This window comes from Methylobacterium sp. Leaf89 (genome assembly GCF_001422215.1).
Lineage (GTDB): Bacteria > Pseudomonadota > Alphaproteobacteria > Rhizobiales > Beijerinckiaceae > Methylobacterium.
The window spans coordinates 214,559-234,148 of record NZ_LMML01000028.1; the positions used below are offsets into that span (position 1 = coordinate 214,559).

16 protein-coding genes and 1 pseudogene are annotated in these 19,590 nt (G+C 71.0%); 6 read left to right on the forward strand and 11 right to left on the reverse strand.

The features are described from left to right. A pseudogene (locus ASF18_RS24730) lies at positions 1 to 593 on the forward strand (PLP-dependent transferase); the annotation flags it as partial. 70 nt (positions 594 to 663) lie between these two features. Next, a complete protein-coding gene (locus ASF18_RS12285; RefSeq protein WP_056276272.1) occupies positions 664 to 1,086 on the forward strand; it encodes a hypothetical protein in 423 nt (140 codons plus the stop codon). A 45-nt stretch (positions 1,087 to 1,131) separates the two neighbouring features. Here the strand turns inward: ASF18_RS12285 and mdoH are convergent, their stop codons facing one another. Then, complete coding sequence (gene mdoH, locus ASF18_RS12290; RefSeq protein ID WP_082487455.1) at positions 1,132 to 3,042, reverse strand: glucans biosynthesis glucosyltransferase MdoH; 1,911 nt, start codon at positions 3,040 to 3,042, stop codon at positions 1,132 to 1,134. Positions 3,043 to 3,204: 162 nt separating this feature from the next. Between mdoH and ASF18_RS12295 the strand changes: the two genes are divergently transcribed. Both ASF18_RS12295 and ASF18_RS12300 read left to right on the forward strand, forming a co-directional pair. Then, a complete protein-coding gene (locus tag ASF18_RS12295) occupies positions 3,205 to 4,743 on the forward strand; it encodes a glucan biosynthesis protein (RefSeq protein WP_082487574.1) in 1,539 nt (512 codons plus the stop codon). A gap of 92 nt (positions 4,744 to 4,835) precedes the next feature. Continuing rightward, on the forward strand, positions 4,836 to 7,172 hold the full coding sequence (locus ASF18_RS12300) for a Tex family protein (RefSeq protein WP_056351919.1): 2,337 nt from the start codon (positions 4,836 to 4,838) through the stop codon (positions 7,170 to 7,172). Between the two features lie 65 nt (positions 7,173 to 7,237). Here ASF18_RS12300 and ASF18_RS12305 read toward each other — a convergent pair whose 3' ends face one another. From ASF18_RS12305 to ASF18_RS12330, 6 genes are all read right to left on the reverse strand, one after another. Continuing rightward, positions 7,238 to 7,798, reverse strand: a complete 561-nt coding sequence (locus tag ASF18_RS12305) for a DUF4337 domain-containing protein (protein ID WP_056218638.1) — start codon at positions 7,796 to 7,798, stop codon at positions 7,238 to 7,240. A gap of 89 nt (positions 7,799 to 7,887) precedes the next feature. After that, a complete protein-coding gene (locus tag ASF18_RS12310) occupies positions 7,888 to 8,934 on the reverse strand; it encodes a sulfate/molybdate ABC transporter ATP-binding protein (RefSeq protein WP_056276262.1) in 1,047 nt (348 codons plus the stop codon). A 4-nt stretch (positions 8,935 to 8,938) separates the two neighbouring features. Then, positions 8,939 to 9,823 (reverse strand): sulfate ABC transporter permease subunit CysW, encoded by an 885-nt coding sequence (gene cysW / locus ASF18_RS12315; RefSeq protein ID WP_056276260.1) that lies wholly within the window; start codon positions 9,821 to 9,823, stop codon positions 8,939 to 8,941. Then, positions 9,816 to 10,688: a sulfate ABC transporter permease subunit CysT gene (gene cysT, locus ASF18_RS12320; protein WP_056218645.1), complete on the reverse strand. Its 873-nt coding sequence runs from the start codon at positions 10,686 to 10,688 to the stop codon at positions 9,816 to 9,818. The genes cysW and cysT overlap by 8 nt, the downstream gene beginning before the upstream one ends. 63 nt (positions 10,689 to 10,751) lie before the next feature. Beyond that, positions 10,752 to 11,747 (reverse strand): sulfate ABC transporter substrate-binding protein, encoded by a 996-nt coding sequence (locus ASF18_RS12325; RefSeq protein WP_244472720.1) that lies wholly within the window; start codon positions 11,745 to 11,747, stop codon positions 10,752 to 10,754. An 818-nt stretch (positions 11,748 to 12,565) separates the two neighbouring features. Continuing rightward, entirely contained in the window at positions 12,566 to 12,754 is a 189-nt protein-coding gene (locus ASF18_RS12330; RefSeq protein ID WP_056351922.1) for a hypothetical protein, read from the reverse strand. Positions 12,755 to 13,151: 397 nt separating this feature from the next. Between ASF18_RS12330 and ASF18_RS23040 the strand changes: the two genes are divergently transcribed. Further along, positions 13,152 to 13,379: a hypothetical protein gene (locus ASF18_RS23040; protein ID WP_082487457.1), complete on the forward strand. Its 228-nt coding sequence runs from the start codon at positions 13,152 to 13,154 to the stop codon at positions 13,377 to 13,379. 123 nt (positions 13,380 to 13,502) lie between these two features. Here the strand turns inward: ASF18_RS23040 and ASF18_RS12335 are convergent, their stop codons facing one another. The 4 genes from ASF18_RS12335 to zapE all read right to left on the reverse strand — a co-directional run bounded on the left by ASF18_RS12335 (position 13,503) and on the right by zapE (position 18,651). Next, on the reverse strand, positions 13,503 to 13,895 hold the full coding sequence (locus ASF18_RS12335) for a hypothetical protein (protein WP_056351925.1): 393 nt from the start codon (positions 13,893 to 13,895) through the stop codon (positions 13,503 to 13,505). A gap of 302 nt (positions 13,896 to 14,197) precedes the next feature. Beyond that, complete coding sequence (locus ASF18_RS12340) at positions 14,198 to 16,540, reverse strand: xanthine dehydrogenase family protein molybdopterin-binding subunit (RefSeq protein WP_156649833.1); 2,343 nt, start codon at positions 16,538 to 16,540, stop codon at positions 14,198 to 14,200. 17 nt (positions 16,541 to 16,557) lie between these two features. Beyond that, positions 16,558 to 17,037 (reverse strand): (2Fe-2S)-binding protein, encoded by a 480-nt coding sequence (locus ASF18_RS12345; protein WP_056218655.1) that lies wholly within the window; start codon positions 17,035 to 17,037, stop codon positions 16,558 to 16,560. 435 nt (positions 17,038 to 17,472) lie between these two features. After that, positions 17,473 to 18,651 (reverse strand): cell division protein ZapE, encoded by a 1,179-nt coding sequence (gene zapE, locus ASF18_RS12350; protein WP_056352786.1) that lies wholly within the window; start codon positions 18,649 to 18,651, stop codon positions 17,473 to 17,475. A gap of 295 nt (positions 18,652 to 18,946) precedes the next feature. Between zapE and ASF18_RS12355 the strand changes: the two genes are divergently transcribed. Beyond that, positions 18,947 to 19,516, forward strand: a complete 570-nt coding sequence (locus ASF18_RS12355) for a GNAT family N-acetyltransferase (protein WP_056218658.1) — start codon at positions 18,947 to 18,949, stop codon at positions 19,514 to 19,516. The last annotated feature ends 74 nt before the right edge of the window (positions 19,517 to 19,590 follow it).

Genomic DNA, 19,590 nt, shown 5'->3' on the forward strand with positions numbered 1-19,590 from the left:
ACACCCGGCCGCTGACGCTCGGCGCCGACATCGTGATGCACTCGGCCACCAAGATCCTGAACGGCCATTCCGACGTGGTGGCGGGGGTGCTCGCCGGGGCCCGGGCGGACGCGTTCTGGGAGCGCCTCGCGGCGATCCGCTCGGGCGGCGGGGCCATCCTCGGCCCGTTCGAGGCCTACCTGCTGATGCGCTCGCTGCGCACCCTTCCGCTGCGGGCGGCGGCGCAGGCCGCCAGCGCGGCCGAACTCGCCCGCCGCCTCCAGGCGCATCCGAACGTCTCGCGCGTCCTTTATCCCGGCCTGCCGGACGATCCCGGCCATGCGGTGGCGGCCCGGCAGATGCAGGGCGGCTTCGGCTTCATGCTGTCGATCCGGGTGCGGGACGGCGAGGCGGCGGCGATTGCCGCGGCGGCGCGGGTTCGGCTGTGGAAGCGGGCGACGTCGCTCGGCGGCGTCGAGAGCCTGATCGAGCACCGGGCCTCGGTGGAGGGGCCGGATTCCCCGTGCCCGCCGGATCTCCTGCGGCTGTCCACGGGGATCGAGGCGGTGGACGACCTGTTCGCCGACCTCGACGCCGCCCTGCGGGACGCGTGAATTTTCGCGTGGTGCGGGGAAGGGGCCTCGCGCGTTGGTGGGCAGGATCATCGCGAGAGACCGCCCGACCATGCCGAAGCCTGCCCTGCTCACCGGAGCCTTCGCGCTCCTCCTCTTCGGCGTGCCCGCCCGTGCCGACAGCGGGCCGCCCGAGCTGAACATCGAGAAGACCTGCCAGTCGGCGGCCTCGGCGAGCGTCAGCGACAATGCCAGCCAGGAAGGTTGCCTGCGCTCCGAGCGTGCCTCGCACGACGAGGTCAAGCGCCGCTGGAACGAGTTCACCCCCGCCGCCAAGCGCCAGTGCGAGAAGCAGTTCGAGGCCGGCGGCTTCCCGTCCTACGTCGAGATGGTGACCTGCCTCGAACTGGCGAGTGGCACCGGCCTGCCGAGGCAGGCCGACGATTCCCGCGCCGGCAAGGGCACCGGCAGCGCCACCAAGGAGCCGAGTCCGGCCCAGCGCACCGACCCGATCAAGGTGCTCGAGAAGCAGTGACGCGGGTCCGGGCCGGACGACTCGCGGGGCGGACGTCGTCCCGGTTCAGCTCGAGGAGGCCGGCACCTCGTCGGCGAGCCAGGTCGGCTCGGCCCGACCACGGCCGGCCTCGGCTGCCCCGCCGCGGCTCTGCGCCAGGGCGGTGAGCTCCGGCGCGCGGGCGGTGTCGTCCACGGTCAGGAACAGGCGCCGGGTCTGCGAGATCCGGCCGAGGCGGGCGCTGCTCGTCAGCACGCTCTGGGCCGGGCTCGACAGCAGGCCGAGCGCCACCGGAGCCATCCAGAGGGCGAGCCAGGGATCGCCGGCGAAGGCGAGGCCGCCCGCCAGCAGGGCGCCCGCCACGAGGGTGTCGACCTGGAGCCGGCAGGCCTCGGCCCACGGTACGCGGCGGTCGTCGCGCACCTGCGCGTCCCAGCGCACGACGCGCCCCACGAAGGTGGTGGCGACGGCGCCCGCCGCGAACAGCGTCATCACCGGCCAGAGCAGGACCCAGATCGCCTGTTCGAGGACGGCGCTCTTCAGGAGCGCGGCGGTGCCGCCGAAGGCCGCGCGGCGTTCGGCCGAAGCCAGCACGTGGCCGAGGCTGAGGAGCTTCGGCACGGCCAGGATCGTGACCACCAGGGCGGCGAGGGCGTGGGCGGCGGCGCCCGTGCCGGTCAGGCCGTAGCCGAGCAGGCCGAGATCGCCGGTCCGTGCCGCCTGGAGCGTGCCGAGGGCGAGGAACAGCACCCAGAGCGGGCAGGCCACGTAGGACAGGATGCCGACGGCGAGGTGCCAGCGGCTGGCGGGGCGCAGGCCCGGCATGGCGGTGACGCGCAGGTGCTGCATGTTGCCCTGGCACCAGCGGCGTTCGCGCCCGAGGAGGTCGACGAGGTTCGTCGGCATCTCTTCCCAGGTGCCGCCCATCTCCGGCAGCAGGCGGACCTCCCAGCCGGCCCGGCGCAGGAGCGCGCCCTCGACGATGTCGTGGCACAGGATCTCGCCGCCCAAGGGGGCCTTGCCGGGCAGCACGGGCAACGCGGCATTGTTGGCGAAGGCCGCGACGCGCACGATGGCGTTGTGGCCCCAATAGCTGCCGTCCGGCCCCTGCCAGGTCTCCAGGCAGCGGATCGCCAGCGGCGCGTAGAGCCGCACGGCGAATTGCTGGATGCGGGCGAACAGGGTGTCGCGCCCGGTGGCGTAGGACACGGTCTGGATCAGCCCAACCCGGGGGCTCTCCTCCATCAGCCGGGCGAGGCGGCGCATGGCGCTGCCGGTCATCAGGCTGTCGGCGTCGAGCACGATCATGAAGTCGTATTCGGGCCCGTAGGTCTTGCAGAACTCCGCGATGTTGCCCGCCTTGCGGCCGGCATTGTCCCGGCGGCGCCGGTAGCGGATGCGCGGCAGGCCGGGGCCGTGCTGGCGGGTCCAGGCCTCGATCCGCGCGAATTCATGCTCCTCGATCGCCGCGATGGCCCCGTCCCGCGTGTCGGAGAGAACGAAGATGTCGATGTCGCCGCCGTCGCCCCCGGCCCGCTGCAGCGAGCGGGCCATGACGCGCAGCGCCGCGAACACCGCCACGGCGTCCTCCGCGTGGATCGCCACCACGGCCGCCGTCCGGCTCAGGCCCGAGGCCTCCGCCGGCACGGTGAGGGAGCGTCGCTCCAGGGCGGATTTCGCCCGGTCGCCGAAAGCCGTGGCGACGAGGCCGTAGACGTATTGCCAGGCCACGAAGGCCTGCCAGGTCATCACGAGTGCGAACAGCCCGAGCACCGCCCCGCCGAGGAGGCCGGACGGCGTTCCATAGGCGCCGAGCGCCAGGGCGGCGACGAGAGCGCCCAGGGCGAGGGGCGGGAGAGCCAGCAGCAGCCGGCGGGCCAGGACCGCGGCGGAGAAGGAACCGCGCGCCTCGGGCGAGAATTCCAGCGGACCCGGGATTTCAGCCGCCGGGGCGTCGTGCGACAACCTGTGGGACATGGGGCGCGGGAAACTCGAAGGAGGGGACACCGTGATCCCTCGACCGGGCGGGCCGGCGAAAGGGAACAGATGCGCGATGGCGAGGGTCTCGAGGGACGCGGACAGACCGAGTCCTTCTCGCGGCGGCAGACCCTTCGGACCACGCTCAGCGTGGCCGTCGGGATGGTCCTGCCTACCGCACACGATCTGAATGCGGGCCGAACGCGCGCGGCGGCTCCCGATCCCCTATCATTCGAGGTCGTGAAGGCGAAGGCGCGGGCGCTCGCGGCGCACCCCTACCAGGCCCAGCCGGACGATCTGCCGCCGCCGCTCGCCGGCCTGTCCTACGACGGCTACCGCGCCATCACCTTCCGGCCGGAGGCGAGCCTGCCGCTGGGCCGCCGCTTCTCGGCCCAGCTGTTCCATCGGGGCTTCCTGCAGCGCAAGCGCGTCGCCCTGTACCGGCAGCCGCGCAACGGTCCGGCCCAGCAGATCCCCTACGCCCCCGACCTGTTCGACCTCGGACCGGACCTGAAGGGGCAGAGCTTTCCCTCCGACCTCGGCTTTGCGGGCTTCCGGCTGCATCATGCCTTCCAGGTCGACCGGCCGGCGGACCAGGAGGAATTCCTCGTCTTCCTCGGCGCCTCCTACTTCCGGCTGCGCGGGTTCGGCCAGGAATACGGGCTCTCGGCCCGCGGCGCCGCCCTGCGCACCGGGGGACCGGGCGCGGAGGAATTCCCGGACTTCACCGCCTTCTGGATCTGCGAGCCGGAGGCCGACGCCCGCACCATCGAGATCTGGGCCCTGCTCGATTCCCCGAGCCTCGCCGGGGCCTACCGCTTCCGCGTGGCGCCGGGCGACCCCTCGGTGATGCATGTCGAGGCGTCCCTGTATCCCCGCACCGCCCTGGAGCATCTCGGGCTCGCCCCCCTCACCAGCATGTTCCTGCACGGGGCGAACGGGCCCGGCGCGCGGAGCGCCGCGCCCTTCGACGACTTCCGTCCGCAGGTGCATGATTCCGACGGGCTGGCGGTGGTGACCCGGGGCGAACGGCTGTGGCGGCCCCTGGTCAACGGCCGGGCGCAGCCGCAGATCTCGGCCTTCGGCGTCGACCCGCTGGAGGGCTTCGGCCTGCTCCAGCGCGCCCGCGACTTTCCCGCCTATCTCGACGTGCAGGCCCGGCACGAGGCGCGGCCCGGGCTCTGGATCACGCCGGAAGCGGGGTTCGGGGCCGGCGCGGTCCGGCTCTTCGAGATCCCGTCGCGCGAGGAGTACATGGACAACATCGTGGCGGCCTTCGTGCCCGGCGCGCCCCTGCCGGCCGGGACCGAGCGAGCCGTGTCCTACACCCTCACGACGGTCGGGGCGGAGCCGGCGACGGTCGTTCCCGGCACCCTCGGTCGGGTCGTCTCCACACGGGTGGGTTCGGCCGAGCGCCTGCGCCCGACCACGCCGCCGAGCCCGGATCGTCGCCTCTACGTCATCGATTTCGCGGGGCCGGGCCTGCCGGCCGACCGCGGGGCGGACCTGGCCGCCGACGCGTCCGCCAGCGCCGGCACGATGGTCGACCCGGTGGTGGAGTTCGTGCCCCAGACCGGCGGCTGGCGGCTCTACGTCGAGTGGCGGCCGCCGACGCCGCTGCCGGCGGGCGACGTGATCCTGCGCGCCCGCCTCGTCCGGGACGGCCGGGCCGTGACGGAGACCTGGGACGCGGTCGCCTGACGATCCGCCCATACGATCTGGCCATGCCGGCGGTGGGTTTGACCTCCCGGCGGCCGGCCCTGTAGACACCCGGCCCCACCCGGAGACGCCTCATGGCCGCCATCAACACGAGTCTCGCCGCCGAACTCGGCGTCGCGGAATGGCAGGTGAAGGCCGCGGTCGACCTGCTCGACGGCGGTGCGACGGTGCCGTTCATCGCGCGCTACCGCAAGGAGGTCACCGGCATTCTCGACGACGCGCAGCTGCGCACCCTGGAGGAGCGCCTCGCCTACCTGCGCGATCTGGAGGCCCGCCGGGCGGCGGTGCTGGAGGCGATCGAGGCCCAGGGCAAGCTCGAGGCCGGGCTGAAGGCGCGGATCCTCGCGGCCGACACCAAGGCCCGACTGGAGGACCTCTACCTGCCCTTCAAGCTGAAGCGGCGGACGAAGGCGCAGATCGCCCGCGAAGCCGGGCTCGCCCCCCTCGCCGAGGCTCTGCTGGCCCGGCCCGACCAGTCTCCCGAGGCGGCTGCCCGGGCCTACGTGGACGCGGGCAAGGGCGTCGCCGACGTCGAGGCCGCCCTGGAGGGTGCGCGCGCCATCCTGATCGAGCGCTTCGGCGAGGACCCGGAGCTGGTCGGTTCGCTCCGCGAGACCGGCTGGCAGCGCGGCCGGATGGTCGCCACGGTGAAGCCCGGCAAGGCGGCGTCCGGCGAGAAGTTCTCGGATTACTTCGACTTCTCGGAAGCCCTCGCGAAGCTGCCCTCGCACCGCATCCTCGCCCTGTTCCGCGGCGAGAAGGAAGAGGTGCTCGACCTCGCCATCGCCGACGCGGTGGGCGAGGAGCCTGCCAAGGGCCAGCCCGGTTCGCAGGAACTGCGCATCGCCAAGACCTTCGGCATCCGCGACCAGGGCCGACCCGGCGACGCCTTCCTGATGGAGACGGTGCGGCGGACCTGGCGCACCCGCCTGAAGCCCGCCACGGACACGGACCTGCGCGCCCGGCTCTGGGCCGTGGCGGAGGCCGGCGCGGTCACGGTCTTCGCCGGCAACCTGCGCGACCTCCTGCTCGCGGCCCCGGCCGGGGCGCGCCCGACCCTCGGGCTCGACCCGGGCTTCCGCACCGGCGTGAAGGTCGCGGTGGTCGACGCCACCGGCAAGGTGGTGGCCACCGACACGATCTACCCGCACGAGCCGCGCCGCGACTGGAACGGCGCCCTGATCGCTCTCGCCAAGCTCTGCCGGACGCACAAGGTGGAGCTCGTCGCCATCGGCAACGGGACCGCCTCGCGGGAGACCGACAAGCTCGCCGCCGAACTCATCGCCAAGCAGCCCGAGCTGAAACTGACCAAGGTGATGGTCTCGGAGGCCGGCGCCTCGGTCTACTCGGCCTCGGCCTATGCCAGCGCGGAGCTGCCCGAGCTCGACGTCTCGATCCGCGGCGCGGTCTCCATCGCCCGGCGCCTGCAGGATCCCCTGGCCGAGCTCGTCAAGATCGAACCGAAGGCGATCGGCGTCGGCCAGTACCAGCACGATCTGGCCGAGGGGAAGCTGGCGCGCTCCCTCGACGCGGTGGTGGAGGATTGCGTGAACGGCGTCGGGGTCGACGTGAACACCGCCTCGGCGCCGCTGCTGGCCCGGGTCTCGGGCCTCACCGCGCGGGTGGCCTCCAACATCATCGGCCACCGGGACGCCCACGGCCCGTTCCGCAGCCGCGCCGGCCTGAAGAAGGTGGCGGGGCTCGGGCCCAAGGCCTACGAACTCGCCGCCGGCTTCCTGCGCATCCGCGGTGGGACCGATCCCCTCGACGCTTCGGGCGTGCACCCGGAGGCCTACCCGGTGGTGCGCCGGATCCTTACCGCCACCGGCCAGCCGATCCAGGCGTTGATCGGCAACACCGGCGCCCTGCGCAGCCTGGACCCGAAGGTCTTCACCGACGCGACCTTCGGCCTGCCCACCGTCACCGACATCCTGTCGGAACTGGAGAAGCCGGGTCGCGACCCGCGCCCGGCCTTCCGGACCGCGACCTTCCAGGAGGGGGTCGAGAAGATCGCCGACCTGAAGCCGGGCATGCGCCTGGAGGGTGTCGTCACCAACGTGGCGGCCTTCGGCGCCTTCGTGGATGTCGGGGTTCACCAGGACGGCCTGGTGCATATCTCGATGCTGGCCGACCGGTTCGTGAAGGACCCCCGCGAGGTGGTGAAGCCCGGCGACGTCGTGCAGGTCCGGGTGGTCGAGGTCGATCCCAACCGCAAGCGCATCGCCCTCACGATGCGCTCGGACGAGGCCGGCGCGCCGCGTCCCGCCGCCCGCCGCGAGGCGCCGCCCGCTCCGGCTCCGGCCGCGAGACCGGCACTGCGGGCCAATCCGGCGCCGGCGCCCGAGGCCGGCGGCGCCCTGGCCGAGGCTCTGCGGCGCGCGGCCCTCGCCAAGGGAATGCCGAAGCGCTGAGCGCCCCGTCCTCGCCCGGCGGGTGCCGATGGCGCGCCGCCGGGGACGGGCTCACGGGGACACGTTCAGTGGAAGAACGGCAGCGCGTGCGGCGCGTAGAGGCCGAAGCCCAGCAGGGCCAGGCCGGCGACGCCCAGGAGCCCGCCGCCGACCACCAGGGCGAAGATGCCGGTGATGACCTCCGCCGAGGCGAGCACGATGCCGATCTGGAAGGCGGCCGAGGCGATCTCGTAATGGTGGTAGCGGTGCAGGGCGAGGTCGCGCACCTCCTGCGAGTGCCGCGCCTTCTCGGCCAGTTCCTTGCGCCCCTCGCCGGTGGCGGGCTCGCTGTCCCAGCGGGCCATGGTCTTGGCCCACTCGGCGCGCTTGGCCTTCACGGCCTCGGCATTCGCCACCTCCGGCGGCAGCAGCGCCAGGGTCTCGTCGGCGGTCTTGAGGACCGTGCCCCGGATGGTGCGGGCCTGGAAGTAGGCCCACTGGTTGGAGGCCTCGACATTGGCCCCGAGGGCGTCGGTCTGCGCGCCCTTGGCCAGGGTCTCGGCCAGCGCCAGGAACAGCGCCAGCACCGAGATCAGCAGCGCGACGCGCTTGTTCGAACCGCTGCCCGCCCCGTGACCACCCGACATGCTGCCTCCTCCTGATTTGGACGGCGGCAGTCACACCCGATCGCGTCGGCGAGCGCAAGACGCTTTCCCGTCAGTCCGGAAAACCCACGCTAGTTCGGAAACACGTGGCCGCCGATGATCCGCAGGCCCACGGGGCTCCCGGCGGCGAAGCGGTTGGTGTCGGCGGCCTCCACCACCACGGTCTTGCCCTCGGGCCGGTCGACCTCGATGCGCTGACGCCCCTGCGTCCGGTAGGACGAGCGCACGACGCCCTGGAGATGGGCCTGATCGCCCTCGGCGAACTGGAGCTGCCAGGGGCGGGCATAGAGCTTGACCGGACCGACGAGGCCCTCGGGGGCCCGCACCGGCGTCAGGCGGCCGTCGACGCGGACCTCGCCGCCCTGCGCGATCGCCTCGACCTCGATGGTGTCGCCGAGGAACTTCAGCACGGTGGCGGAGACCGGCGCCTCCTGGACCTCGTCCGGAGTGCCGACCTGCTCCAGACGGCCCTTGTCGAGCACCGCGACACGGTCGGAGAGCTCCAGAGCCTCGTCCTGGTCGTGGGTCACGAAGATCGTGGTCTGGCCGGTGCGGTCGTGGATCTCGCGCAGCCAGCGGCGCAGGTCCTTGCGCACCTGGGCGTCGAGGGCGCCGAACGGCTCGTCGAGCAGGAGGACGCGCGGCTCCACCGCGAGCGCCCGGGCCAGCGCGATGCGCTGCCGCTGTCCGCCGGAGAGCTGGCTTGGATAGCGGTCAGCGAAGCCGGAGAGCTTGATGAGGTCGAGGAGGTCGCCGACCCGGCGCTTGATCTCGGCCTTGGCCGGGCGCTCGGACCGCTTCCGGGCGTTGAGTCCGTAGGCGATGTTCTCGGCGACACTCATGTGTTTGAAGAGGGCGTAGTGCTGGAACACGAAGCCCACCGCGCGCTGCTGCACGGGGAGCCGGGTCGCGTCCTCGGCCCCGAAGACGATGCGGCCCGCATCGGGGAAATCGAGGCCGGCGATGATGCGCAGCAGCGTGGTCTTGCCCGAGCCCGAGGGGCCGAGCAGCGCCAGCAACTCGCCCGCCCGCACGTCGAGAGAGAAGTCGTGCAGGACCGCGGCCGTGTCGAACGTCTTCGACAGCGCCTCGACCCGGATGGCGGTGGAGCCGCCCACCCGCTCAGTGGCCCCGGGCGCCCGCGGCGATCTCGTCGGCGTAGCGCCATTCGAGGAGGGATTTGACGCAGAGGGTGACGAGGGCGAGGCCGGCCAGGAGGGAGGCGACGGCGAAAGCGGCAACGAAGTTGTACTCATTGTAGAGAATCTCCACGTGGAGCGGCAGCGTGTTGGTGAGGCCCCGGATGTGGCCGGAGACCACCGAGACCGCGCCGAACTCGCCCATCGCGCGGGCATTGCAGAGGAGCACGCTGTAGAGGAGGCCCCAGCGGATGTTGGGCAGCGTCACCGTCCGGAAGGCGTGCCAGCCGGACGCCCCGAGGGTCAGCGCCGCCTCCTCCTCCGCCGTGCCCTGCTCCTGCATCAGCGGGATGAGCTGGCGGGCGACGAACGGGAAGGTGACGAAGATGGTCGCCAGCACGATGCCCGGTACGGCGAAGATGACCTGGACGTCGTGATCGAGCAGCCACGGGCCGAGGATGCCCTGCGCCCCGAAGACCAGCACGTAGATCAGGCCCGAGACTACCGGCGAGACCGAGAACGGCAGGTCGATCAGGGTGACGAGCAGGTTCTTGCCCCAGAACTCGAACTTGGCGACGGCCCAGGAGGCCATGATCCCGAAGACGAGGTTGAACGGCACCGCGATGGCGGCGGTCAGCAGCGTCAGCCGGATCGCCGCGTGGGCGTCGGCCTCGGTGAAGGCGGCGAGGTAGGCGGCAAAGCCCTTGGCGAAGGCCTGCGCGAACACGGTGAGGAGCGGCAGCACCAGGAACAGCGCCAGGAACAGGATCGCGACGGCGATCAGCAGCCAGCGGATCCAGCGCCCCTCGGTGACGACGCTGGCCGGACGCGCCTCGGCGAGGGCGACGGGGGCGAAGGTCTCAGACATAGCCGAATCTCCGCCGGCTCCAGGCCTGGATCAGGTTGATGGCGAGGAGGGTGAGGAACGAGATGCCCAGCATGATCGTGGCGATGGCGCAGGCGCCGCCGTAATCGTACTCGGACAGCTTGATGACGATGAGGAGCGGCGCGATCTCGGAGACGTAGGGCAGGTTGCCGGCGATGAAGATGATCGAGCCGTACTCGCCGACCCCGCGGGCGAAGGCGAGGGCGAAGCCCGTGAGCACCGCCGGGATCAGCGGCGGCAGCACCACCCGCACCAGGGTGTGGACGCGCCCCGCCCCGAGGGTGGCGGAGGCCTCCTCGATCTCCTTGTCGATCTCGGCGATCAGCGGCTGCACCGTGCGCACTGCGAAGGGCAGGCCGATGAACACCATGGCGATGTAGATGCCCACGGGCGTGTAGGCCGCCTCGATGCCGATCCGCGCCAGCTGCGCGCCGACGAGGCCGTTGGGGGCGTAGAGGGCGGCCAGGGCGATGCCGGCCACGGCGGTGGGGAGCGCGAAGGGCAGGTCCACCACCGCGTCGACGATCTTGCGGCCGGGAAACCGGTAGCGCGTCAGCACCCAGGCGATGAGGAAGCCGAACACCGAGGCCGTCAGCGCCGCCAGGAGGGAGACGCCGAAGCTGACGCGCAGGGCGCTGGCCACGCGTGGATCGGTGGCGACCTCCCAGATGCCCGCGAAGCCGAGGCCGGAGGCGCGCGTCACCAGAGCGGCCAGCGGCAGCAGCACGATCAGGCCGAGGCAGGTCAGGGTGTAGCCGAAGGCGAGCCCGAAACCGGGGATCACGCTCGGACGGAGGAAGCGGCGCTTCGCACGGGTTGGCGGGTTGGCGCGCGGGGGCGGGGCCATGGTGGTGTCCTGCTCAGGTCTCGGGCCCCGCCCGGGTAAGCGCGGGGATCGGGGAGCGCCGGGTCAGCGCCCCGCCTTGCTCAGCTGGTCGAACAGGCCCCCGTTGTCGAAATTCTTCTTCTGGATCTCGTCCCAGTCGCCCTGCAGATCCTCGATCTTGAACAGCTTCAGCTCGGGCAACTGCGCCAAGTCCTCGGGCTTGGCCGCCGCGCGGTTGAGCGGGCGGTAATGGTGCTTGGCGAAGATGGCCTGCGCCCGGTCGGAATAGAGGAACTGAAGATAAGCCTCGGCCTGTTTGCGGGTTCCCTTCTTGTCGACGTTGACGTCGACCAGGGCGACCGGGGGCTCGGCGTAGATGGAGGTCGGCGGCACCACCACATCGAACTTGTCGCGGCCGAACTCCTCGAACACGAGGTAGGCCTCGTTCTCCCAGGTGGGCAGCACGTCGCCGAGGCCGCGCTGCGCGAAGGTCACGGTGGAGCCGCGGGCGCCGGTGTCGAGGACCGGGACGTTCTTGTAGACCGCCCCCACGAAGGCGTTGGCCTTGTCGGCGTCCTTACCCTCCTTCTCGTAGGCGTAGCCCCAGGCTGCGAGGAAGTTCCAGCGACCGCCGGCGGAGGTCTTCGGGTTCGGGGTGATGACCTTGATGTCGGGTTTCACGAGGTCGCCCCAGTCCGTCACGCCCTTCGGGTTGCCCTTGCGCACGAGGAACACCACGGTCGAGGTGTAGGGCAGGCCCTGGTTCGGCAGCTTCGTCCGCCAATCGGGGACGATCTTCTTCGAGATCCGGCTGATCGCGTCGATGTCGGACGGGATGCCGAGGGTCACCACATCGGCCGGAATGCCGTCGATCACCGTGCGGGCCTGCGAGCCCGAGCCGCCATGTGCGGCGCGCACGGTCAGGGTCTCGCCGGTCTTGGCCTTCCACTCCTCGGAGAAGGCCGCGTTGATCTCGCGATAGAGCTCGCGAGTCGGATCGTAGGAGACGTTGAGGAGCTCGGTCTGGGCGCAGGCCAGGGGCGGCGCGAGCAGGGCCGCGGCGAGGCCGGCGCCGAGCAGGACTGCATGGCGGCGGGTGCGGCCGGTGGTCCGGGAAGAAGTCTCGCTCACGGGGGTCTCCGAATCTGGCTCGCGCAGCCGGAGCGGAGGCATCCGCATCGCGACCCCGGCGGTGCTGGTTTCGTTCGTTTTAACGAACGTTGTCAAGCGTCGGGCCTGGGTCGGATAAGCCGGTATGGGTCCCTTCGTTGCCCGGAGACCCCCCGATCTAAAGCAAGTTTACCTCGAAGGAGAAGAGGATGCTCCCTGGGTTCTCGACGGAAGAAGAAACTGCTGGTCGCGCCGGGTTCTATAGAAAGGACATTTCCATCATTTTTCGAAGCTGGTCGGATGTCCTGCGCCGGGGGGAGGCGATCGCCGCGATCGGTTGGCTCCACCGCGGAAGAAGGGTGCCCGGTGCCTGCCCCCTTGAGAATGAGGTCGGGGGCGCGGGCCCACCCGGCCGAGGCCACGCCGAACACCCCGCAGGCGGGAGCCTCGGGGCATCGGGGACCGCCTCAGGGCAGGATCCCGGCTACCGCTGGCGGCAGGCGGGAATGTGAGGGTGGCTGAGGAATGGGGCGCGCCGGCCTCAGGCTACGGCGCGGAACGCTCAGTCCGCCGCGACGGCGATGAGCGAGAACAGGGACGCCAGCAGGATGTTGCCGACGACGACGAGGGCGAGCGTGATCATGGAACTGCTTCGTGTGAGAGCGCGGCGGAGTGCGCGTGCTCATCGGATCAACGCACCACTAGCGATCCCGGCGTGAACCGTCCGTGAATTCACGCACTTGCGAGGGCAAGATTCGGAAACGCGGTAAACGGGCCACACCCGGGGCTCAGCGCTTACCCTTGCCGAGCCGGGCGAGCAGCGCCTCGAACCGTGCGCTCGGCGGATCGGCCACGATCTCGGCGTAGAAGGAGCGAAGGGTGTGCCCGAGATGGCGGCGGACGCTGGGGCCAAGCGTCGGCGTGGTGGGCCGCACCCCATCGGCTCCGGACGAATATTCGCTTCGGGTCTTGGGCATGACTCGGACCCCGGCCTTCGCATCCCGCGCTGCGCACGAGGCGGGGCGGGGCGGTCGAAGCGTGACAGTGGCACCGATCGGTTAAGGATACGCTGACGCCGCGATGGGTCCGGCGCGCCGGTGTTGCAAGCGCCGCAAGACTTATCAAAGGTTGTCAAGCGCATAGGATAAAATCGCAGGGCTAAAAAAAACCTCTGTCGGCGCCCTTCGGCGGAAATGGCGACCGGCCAAAGACTTGGCCGTTCGAGGGTGGTTCGGGTCGATGGTGAAACGGCTAACGGAGGGTTTCCGGTGATGGACGAATCCGTCCGGATTCGCTTACAACATCCAAGCTCACGGCGCCGCAGAGTGGTTGTTTCTCGAACTCCCGCAACCAATAACGGGAATTATAACCGGCATGCAGAATATTACCATTACTGATCGAGAACGTGATGCTGTATTAGCCGCGCTTCGCTATTATCAATTCTATCGTTTGCAGGGGCATCCCTTCAGCCCGCATCAGGATCACTTGATCGATGCTATTGCGAGCGATTCCGGGGAAGCCCTTGATCTGGCAGAGATCGATGATCTCTGCGCCGGCCTGAACGGAAACGACCACGCTCTCGCGGCCGTTACCAGCGCCTGAAATCCGCAGGCAGGTGGGGCGGATGCCGTCGCCGCCCCCGATGCACCCCGACCCGTAAGACCCGCGCCGGCCCCTGATGACGGGGCCAGCGCTCCCCCGGGCCCCATGGCCGGGGCCCGCGCCTCAGGGCGCGCCGTCCACTTGCTTCTGCGCCCGATCGACCGCTTCGCCGCAGGCCTTGGCATCGCCCTTCTTGTCGGCCGTGCGCGCCTCGTCGAGGGCCACCTTCGCCTGCATCGCCTTGTCGCCGCCCTCTCCGGCCTCCGCCGACTTCTCAGGGGCCGCGGCCTCGGCCGAGGCGCTGCCGCCGCTTCCCGTGATGCCCTGACCGCTGCGCGCGCTGGCCGTGGCCTTGCCGCTGGTGTTGGCGGAGATCGCCTCCTTGGCCACATCCTTCACTGGTCCCTCGAGCTTGGCGATGCGATCGCCGCAGGGCGAGGCGAGGGCGGGCGCCGCACCCGCTGCGAGGAAACCGGCGGCGAGACACCCGGCAACGGGCCACAGGAAACGGGTCATCGATTGCTGTCCTTGATTCGGATGGTGGGGTCGGCTCGACCGAGACCGAGGCCGCCTCCGTCGGAGGGTCAACCCCCGGGAGCGAGGCCGGGCTCCCTTGGCGGGGCGGGAAAACCGCCGGCGGGAACACGGTTCGCCGACCCGAGGCCGAATCGGCACGAGCGTGCGTGGGCGTCCGGACGCCTCCGCCTCCGCCAGGGTGCGGTCGGATCCGATAGGGCCGGATATGAGACGGGGCGCAGGACGGCACGAATCCGCCCTGCACCCCGAACCCTCCCGGAACCCGGGAGGGCGATGCCCGATCAGGCGCTCAGCTGGTCGCGAATCGGCAGCTGCCGGATGCGTCGGCCGGTGGCGGCGAAGATCGCGTTGGCGATCGCCGGAGCCACGGGCGGAACGCCGGGCTCGCCGACCCCGCCGAGGGGACGGCTGTAGTCCGGGTTCGGCAGCAGGTGGACGTGGATCTCCTTCGGCGCCGCATCGATGCGGGTGATCTCGTAGCCGTCGAAGTTGTTCTGCTGCGCGCGTCCTTCCTTGAAGGTGATCTCGGCCGTGAGCGCCAGACCCATGCCCATGACGACCGCGCCCTCCATCTGCGAACGGATCCGCTCCGGATTGACCTGCGGTCCGCAATCGATGGCGATGTCGACGCGCTTGACCTGCACCTCGCCCTTGGGGCCGACCGCCACCTCCGCCGCCACCGCCGTGTGGGTGACGAAGCTGTAGTGGCCAGCGATCCCGAGGCCGGTGCCCTTCTCCATCTTGCGACCCCAGCCGATGCCCTTGGCTGCCGCCTCGATCACGCGGCGCAGGCGCCCCGTATCGATCGGGTAGCGGGCGGGATCCTCGCCGTAGTTCCAGACGTCGCTGATGCTGGTCGGGTCGATGAGCCGGTCAGGACCGATCAGCGCGAGCAGGTACTCCTTCGGGTCACGTCCCGCCGCGTGGGCGAGTTCGGACACGAAGGACTGGATCGCGAAGGCGTGCGGGATGTTGGAGACCGAGCGGAACCAGCCGATGCGCACGTGGGCATCCGCCGCCGGGTTCTCGAGACGGATGTTGGGCACGGCGAACGGCGTGTTGGTCAGGCCCATGCCGAGCTCGAACGGCAGCTCGTGCTTCGGGTCGGGGGCGAAGATCGACCCGATGGTGGGCGCCGCCGAGCGGTGCAGCCAGGCGACCGGCATGCCCTTGTCGTCGAGCCCGGCCTCCAGGCGCTCCACCGAGATGGTGTGGTAGTAACCGTGGTGGAGGTCGTCCTCGCGGGTCCAGATCAGCTTGACCGGCGCCCCGTCCACGGCCTGGCTGCACAGGGCCGCTTCCAGCACGTAGTCGGGCTTCGACTTGCGGCCGAAGCCGCCGCCGAGCAGCGTCACGTTCACCTTCACCTTGTCGGCAGGCAGGTTCAGCTTCTTGGCGAGGCGATCATGCGTCGCCTGGGGCGCCTGGGTATTGGCCCAGGCCTCGCAGAACCCGTCCTTGATCCGCACGGTGGCCGCCGGCGGCTCCATCGGGGCCTGGACGAGGTGGGGCACGAAGTACTCCGCCTCGAGCTTCGTCTTGGCCTTGGCCATGGCCCCGGCGACGTCGCCCTGGTCGCGCACGACCTTACCGGGCGCGCGCGCCGCCTTCTCCAGCTCGCCCCGGAAGGCGACGGAATCGTAGGTGGCGTTCGGGCCGTCGTCCCAGGTGATCTTGAGGGCCTCGCGGGCCTTCATCGCCGCCCAGGTGTTCTTGGCCACCACGGCGACGCCGCCGACGGGCTGGAACTCGGACGGGATCTCGGGCGCGTCGATGGTGAAGATCTTGACCACGCCCGCGACCTTCATGGCCTCGGAATCGTCGACGCTCTTGACCTTGCCGCCGTAGACGGGCGGGCGGGCGATGAGGGCGTAGAGCATCCCGTCGAGGCGGGTGTCGATGCCGTACATCGCCTTGCCGACGGTGAAGTCGTGGTTGTCGATGAGGCCGATCTTGCCCTTGCCGATGTAGCGGAAGGCGTCCTGCTTCTTCAGCACGACGCTCTCGCGGGCCGGCACCGGCAATTCGGCGGCGGCGGCCGCGACCTCGCCGTAACCGAGGCTGCGCTTCGACTTGGCGTGGGTGACGATCGAGTTCTCGGCCTTCACCTCGCTCGCCGGCACGCCCCACTGCTTGGCGGCGGCCTGGACCAGCATGGCGCGGGCCGCGGCACCGGCATGGCGCAGGTGCGGGAAGAAGTGGCGGAGCGAGCGCGAGCCGTCGGTGTCCTGGTTGCCGAAGCGGGCCTCGTCACCCCAGGCCTGGGCGACCTTCACCTTGGACCAGTCGGCCTCGAGCTCGTCGGCCACCACCAGGGCGATCGAGGTGCGCACGCCCTGGCCCATCTCGGAGCGATGGCAGGTCACCGTCACGGTGCCGTCGGACGCGATGGCGACGAAGACCTTCGGGTCGTCCTGCCAGCCATGCGGCATGGCATCGGCGCCGTATTTCTTGGGCTCGTCCTTCTTGTCCTCGGCCTGGGCCGGGTCACGCCAGGACAGGGCGAGCACCAGGGCGCCCATGCCGCCGAGCATCGCGCGGCGGCTGACATTGGCGAGGGCGCTCGGACCGGGGCCGGTCTCCACGGGTGCAGCGTCGGCCGGCGCGGTGGCGCGGGCCGCCATGGTTTGAGCTTCGTGGATCACAGGCGCTCTCCCTTGTTCACGGCGGGCTTCTGGCCAGCGGCCTGGTGGATCGCGGCGCGGATGCGGGGGTAGGTGCCGCAACGGCACAGGTTCCCGCTCATGGCCTCGTCGATCTGCGCGTCGGTGGGCTTCGGGGTCTCGGTGAGGAGGGAGGCGGCCTGCATCATCTGCCCGCACTGGCAGTAGCCGCACTGCGCCACGTTGAGGTCGCGCCAGGCGACCTGAACCGGATGGTTGCCGTCGGGGGACAGGCCCTCGATGGTGACGACGGCCTGCCCCTCGGCGGCCGAGACGGGGGTGACGCAGCCGCGCACGGCCGTTCCGCCCACATGGATGGTGCAGGCGCCGCAGAGGGCCTGCCCACAGCCGAACTTGGTTCCGGTGAGCCCGACCTCGTCGCGCAGGTACCACAGCAGCGGCATGTCGGGGTCGCCGTCGAAGCTGCGTTCAGCTCCGTTCACGGTCAGTTTGATCATCGGTGTATCCTGTCATGGATCAGGCCACGGGCCGGTCGGGATCGGCGTCACGCCAATCCATCAACCGGCGGGAAGCCGTCGGGGTCACATGTCGGGCGTTGGCACGGTCGACGTGGCGTCGCCGTCCGCATCGAAAGGTCCTGAGATGCGGCGGCGGATCCGGCCTCTCCGATCGGGAGAGCCGTCGCAGCGCACGAAGCCCCCACGCCCCGCACCTCGGAATGAATCAAATTAAACGTCCGGGCTGTTGCGGCGCAACCGGAGGCTGGCCCCGTCATCCGTCCCCGGACGGGCGATGCGGCCTCCATGTGCCGTTGCGCACGGGGCGAAGCCGGACGGGTGGTCCGGATCGCCGGGTCGCACGTTGCTTTTGCCGGCTTCCACGCAAATCCCAACCGGTGACGGTCGGCCCTCCCGGCTCTCGCGTCTCGCGGTTCAGGTCTCGACCAGGCCGGCGCTCGACCCGCTCGCGCCGGAATCGCCGGCCCCGTGCGGCAGGGCGAGGTATTCCGACGAGCGCATCTCGATCAGGCGGGAGACCGTGCGGTCGAATTCGAAGGCCTCGCGCCCCTCGGTGGCGGTGTAGAGGGCCTGGGGCTCGGCCGCGGCCGAGGCGACGAGCTTCACGTGAGCGTCGTAGAGGGTGTCCACCAGGGTGATGAAGCGCTTGGCCTCGTTGCGGTTGTCCGGCCCCATCACGGGGATGTCCGAGACGATCACCGTGTGGAAGGCGCAGGCCACCGCCATGTAGTCGGAGGCGCCGAGCGGCTGGGCGCAGAGGTCGGCGAAGCCGAAGCGGGCAACGCCGCCGGTCTCCTCGGGCACCGGCACATCGTGCCCCTTTACCCGCAGGGTCGCGGGCCGGCCCTTGGCCTTGCCGGTGAGGCCCTTGAACGCGGCCGCCAGGGCCGCCGCCGCCGTGCCGTCCGCGGGCACGTGATAGACCGAGGCGCCCCCGAGCTTCTCCAGCCGGAAATCGGTGCGGGAATCGAGGCGCAGCACCTCCACCCGTTCCTGCAGTTCGGCGACGAAGGGCAGGAACAGGGCGCGGTTCAGGCCGCCCTCGTAGAGCCGGTCGGGCTCGACGTTGGAGGTCGCCACCACCGTGACGCCGCGCTTGAACAGGGCGCCGAACAGGCGGCCGAGGATCATCGCGTCGGCGATGTCGGTGACGGTGAACTCGTCGAAGCAGAGCAGCGTCGCCTCGTCGGCCAGGGCATCGGCCACCACCGGGATCGGGTCGTCGCCCTTGGCGGTGCCAGCCTTCAGGGCCTGGCGATGGGCGTGGATGCGCTCGTGCGCGTCGGCGAGGAAGCCGTGGAAGTGCACCCGGCGCTTCGGTTCGGGGGCGGCCTCGTGGAAGAGGTCCATCAGCATGGTCTTGCCCCGTCCCACCGAGCCCCAGATGTAGAGCCCCTTGGGCGTCGTCGCGGCATCGTCCCGGCGGCCGAACAGCCAGCCGAGCGCGCTGCCCTTGCGGGCGCGCTTGCGGCGGCCGAGCTCCAGCACCAGGCGGTCGAGGGCGCGCACCAAGTGGATCTGCGCCGGGTCGCGCTCGATGGCCGCGGTGCGGACCAGGGCCTCGTAGCGGTCGGAGACCGGACCGGGGGACACGGCGCCGGCCTTGGCCTGGCTCGACGGCGCGAGACCCGAGGAGGAGGGGGCGTTCACGGGGTGGGCGACCTGTTCGCGGAGGAAGGGGATCGGGCGGCCGGCGGATCTGCCGGTCTGACGCGGCCACCCCGCGGGATCAAGCCCCGGATCCGGTTCCGGCGCCGGACGCGCGGCAGCCGGTCGCTTTGCTGCATTGCACAAATGTGGCAGCGATGCCAGATCTGATCCGCCTTGAGGGAGGCTACGCCCGGAACCGGCACGTCCTGCGCGCCCCGAAACCGGAGACTGGCACCCGATGCCCGATACGCATCCGACCCTTCAACCGATCCTCCGCCGCCTGTGGCCCAACGATGGCCCGGCGGTGGAATCCTACTTCCTGCGGCTCGACCCGGAGACCCGGGCCAACCGCTTCATGGGCGCGCTGAGCGACGCGGCCGCGCTCACCTATGCGCGCAACGCCCTGAGCGCCGAGGGCCTGATGTTCGGCTGCTTCGTCGACGGCACCCTGCGGGGGCTCGGCGAGTTGCGTCCCACCTCCGCGCCGCCGCCCGGTTTCGTCCTCGGGACCGAGGCGGAGGCCGCCTTCGCGGTGGAGAAGGCTTATCGCCGCCATGGCCTTGGCCAAGCCCTGTTCCGGCGGATCGCCGCCGCGGCCCGCAACCGCGGCGTGCGCGACCTGCACGTGCGCTGCCTTGCCTGGAACCGGCCCATGCGGGGCCTCGCCGCCAAGGTCGGCGCGGACCTGCGCATCACCGGCGGCGAGGCGGACGGCGCCCTGCATCTCGCCCGTCCGACCCCCGTCTCCCTGTGGCAGGAGGGCGTCACCGAGGCGGTGGATTTCACCCTCGCCCTCACGGCGGCGTGAGTCCGGCTTTGCCGCATGGGGTCCGGGAGGTATCGTGGCCGGTATGACGCCGCCCGGACGAGTTCCCCCCGCCC

What these genes read in the sequence shown, in the direction of transcription:
- ASF18_RS12285 (WP_056276272.1), top strand. Translation starts at nt 664, where the DNA reads ATGCCGAAGCCTGCCCTGCTCACCGGAGCCTTCGCGCTCCTCCTCTTC.
- mdoH (WP_082487455.1), bottom strand. Translation starts at nt 3,042, where the DNA reads ATGTCCCACAGGTTGTCGCACGACGCCCCGGCGGCTGAAATCCCGGGT.
- ASF18_RS12295 (WP_082487574.1), top strand. Translation starts at nt 3,205, where the DNA reads ATGGTCCTGCCTACCGCACACGATCTGAATGCGGGCCGAACGCGCGCG.
- ASF18_RS12300 (WP_056351919.1), top strand. Translation starts at nt 4,836, where the DNA reads ATGGCCGCCATCAACACGAGTCTCGCCGCCGAACTCGGCGTCGCGGAA.
- ASF18_RS12305 (WP_056218638.1), bottom strand. Translation starts at nt 7,798, where the DNA reads ATGTCGGGTGGTCACGGGGCGGGCAGCGGTTCGAACAAGCGCGTCGCG.
- cysW (WP_056276260.1), bottom strand. Translation starts at nt 9,823, where the DNA reads ATGTCTGAGACCTTCGCCCCCGTCGCCCTCGCCGAGGCGCGTCCGGCC.
- cysT (WP_056218645.1), bottom strand. Translation starts at nt 10,688, where the DNA reads ATGGCCCCGCCCCCGCGCGCCAACCCGCCAACCCGTGCGAAGCGCCGC.
- ASF18_RS12330 (WP_056351922.1), bottom strand. Translation starts at nt 12,754, where the DNA reads ATGCCCAAGACCCGAAGCGAATATTCGTCCGGAGCCGATGGGGTGCGG.
- ASF18_RS23040 (WP_082487457.1), top strand. Translation starts at nt 13,152, where the DNA reads ATGCAGAATATTACCATTACTGATCGAGAACGTGATGCTGTATTAGCC.
- ASF18_RS12335 (WP_056351925.1), bottom strand. Translation starts at nt 13,895, where the DNA reads ATGACCCGTTTCCTGTGGCCCGTTGCCGGGTGTCTCGCCGCCGGTTTC.
- ASF18_RS12340 (WP_156649833.1), bottom strand. Translation starts at nt 16,540, where the DNA reads ATGGCGGCCCGCGCCACCGCGCCGGCCGACGCTGCACCCGTGGAGACC.
- ASF18_RS12345 (WP_056218655.1), bottom strand. Translation starts at nt 17,037, where the DNA reads ATGATCAAACTGACCGTGAACGGAGCTGAACGCAGCTTCGACGGCGAC.
- ASF18_RS12355 (WP_056218658.1), top strand. Translation starts at nt 18,947, where the DNA reads ATGCCCGATACGCATCCGACCCTTCAACCGATCCTCCGCCGCCTGTGG.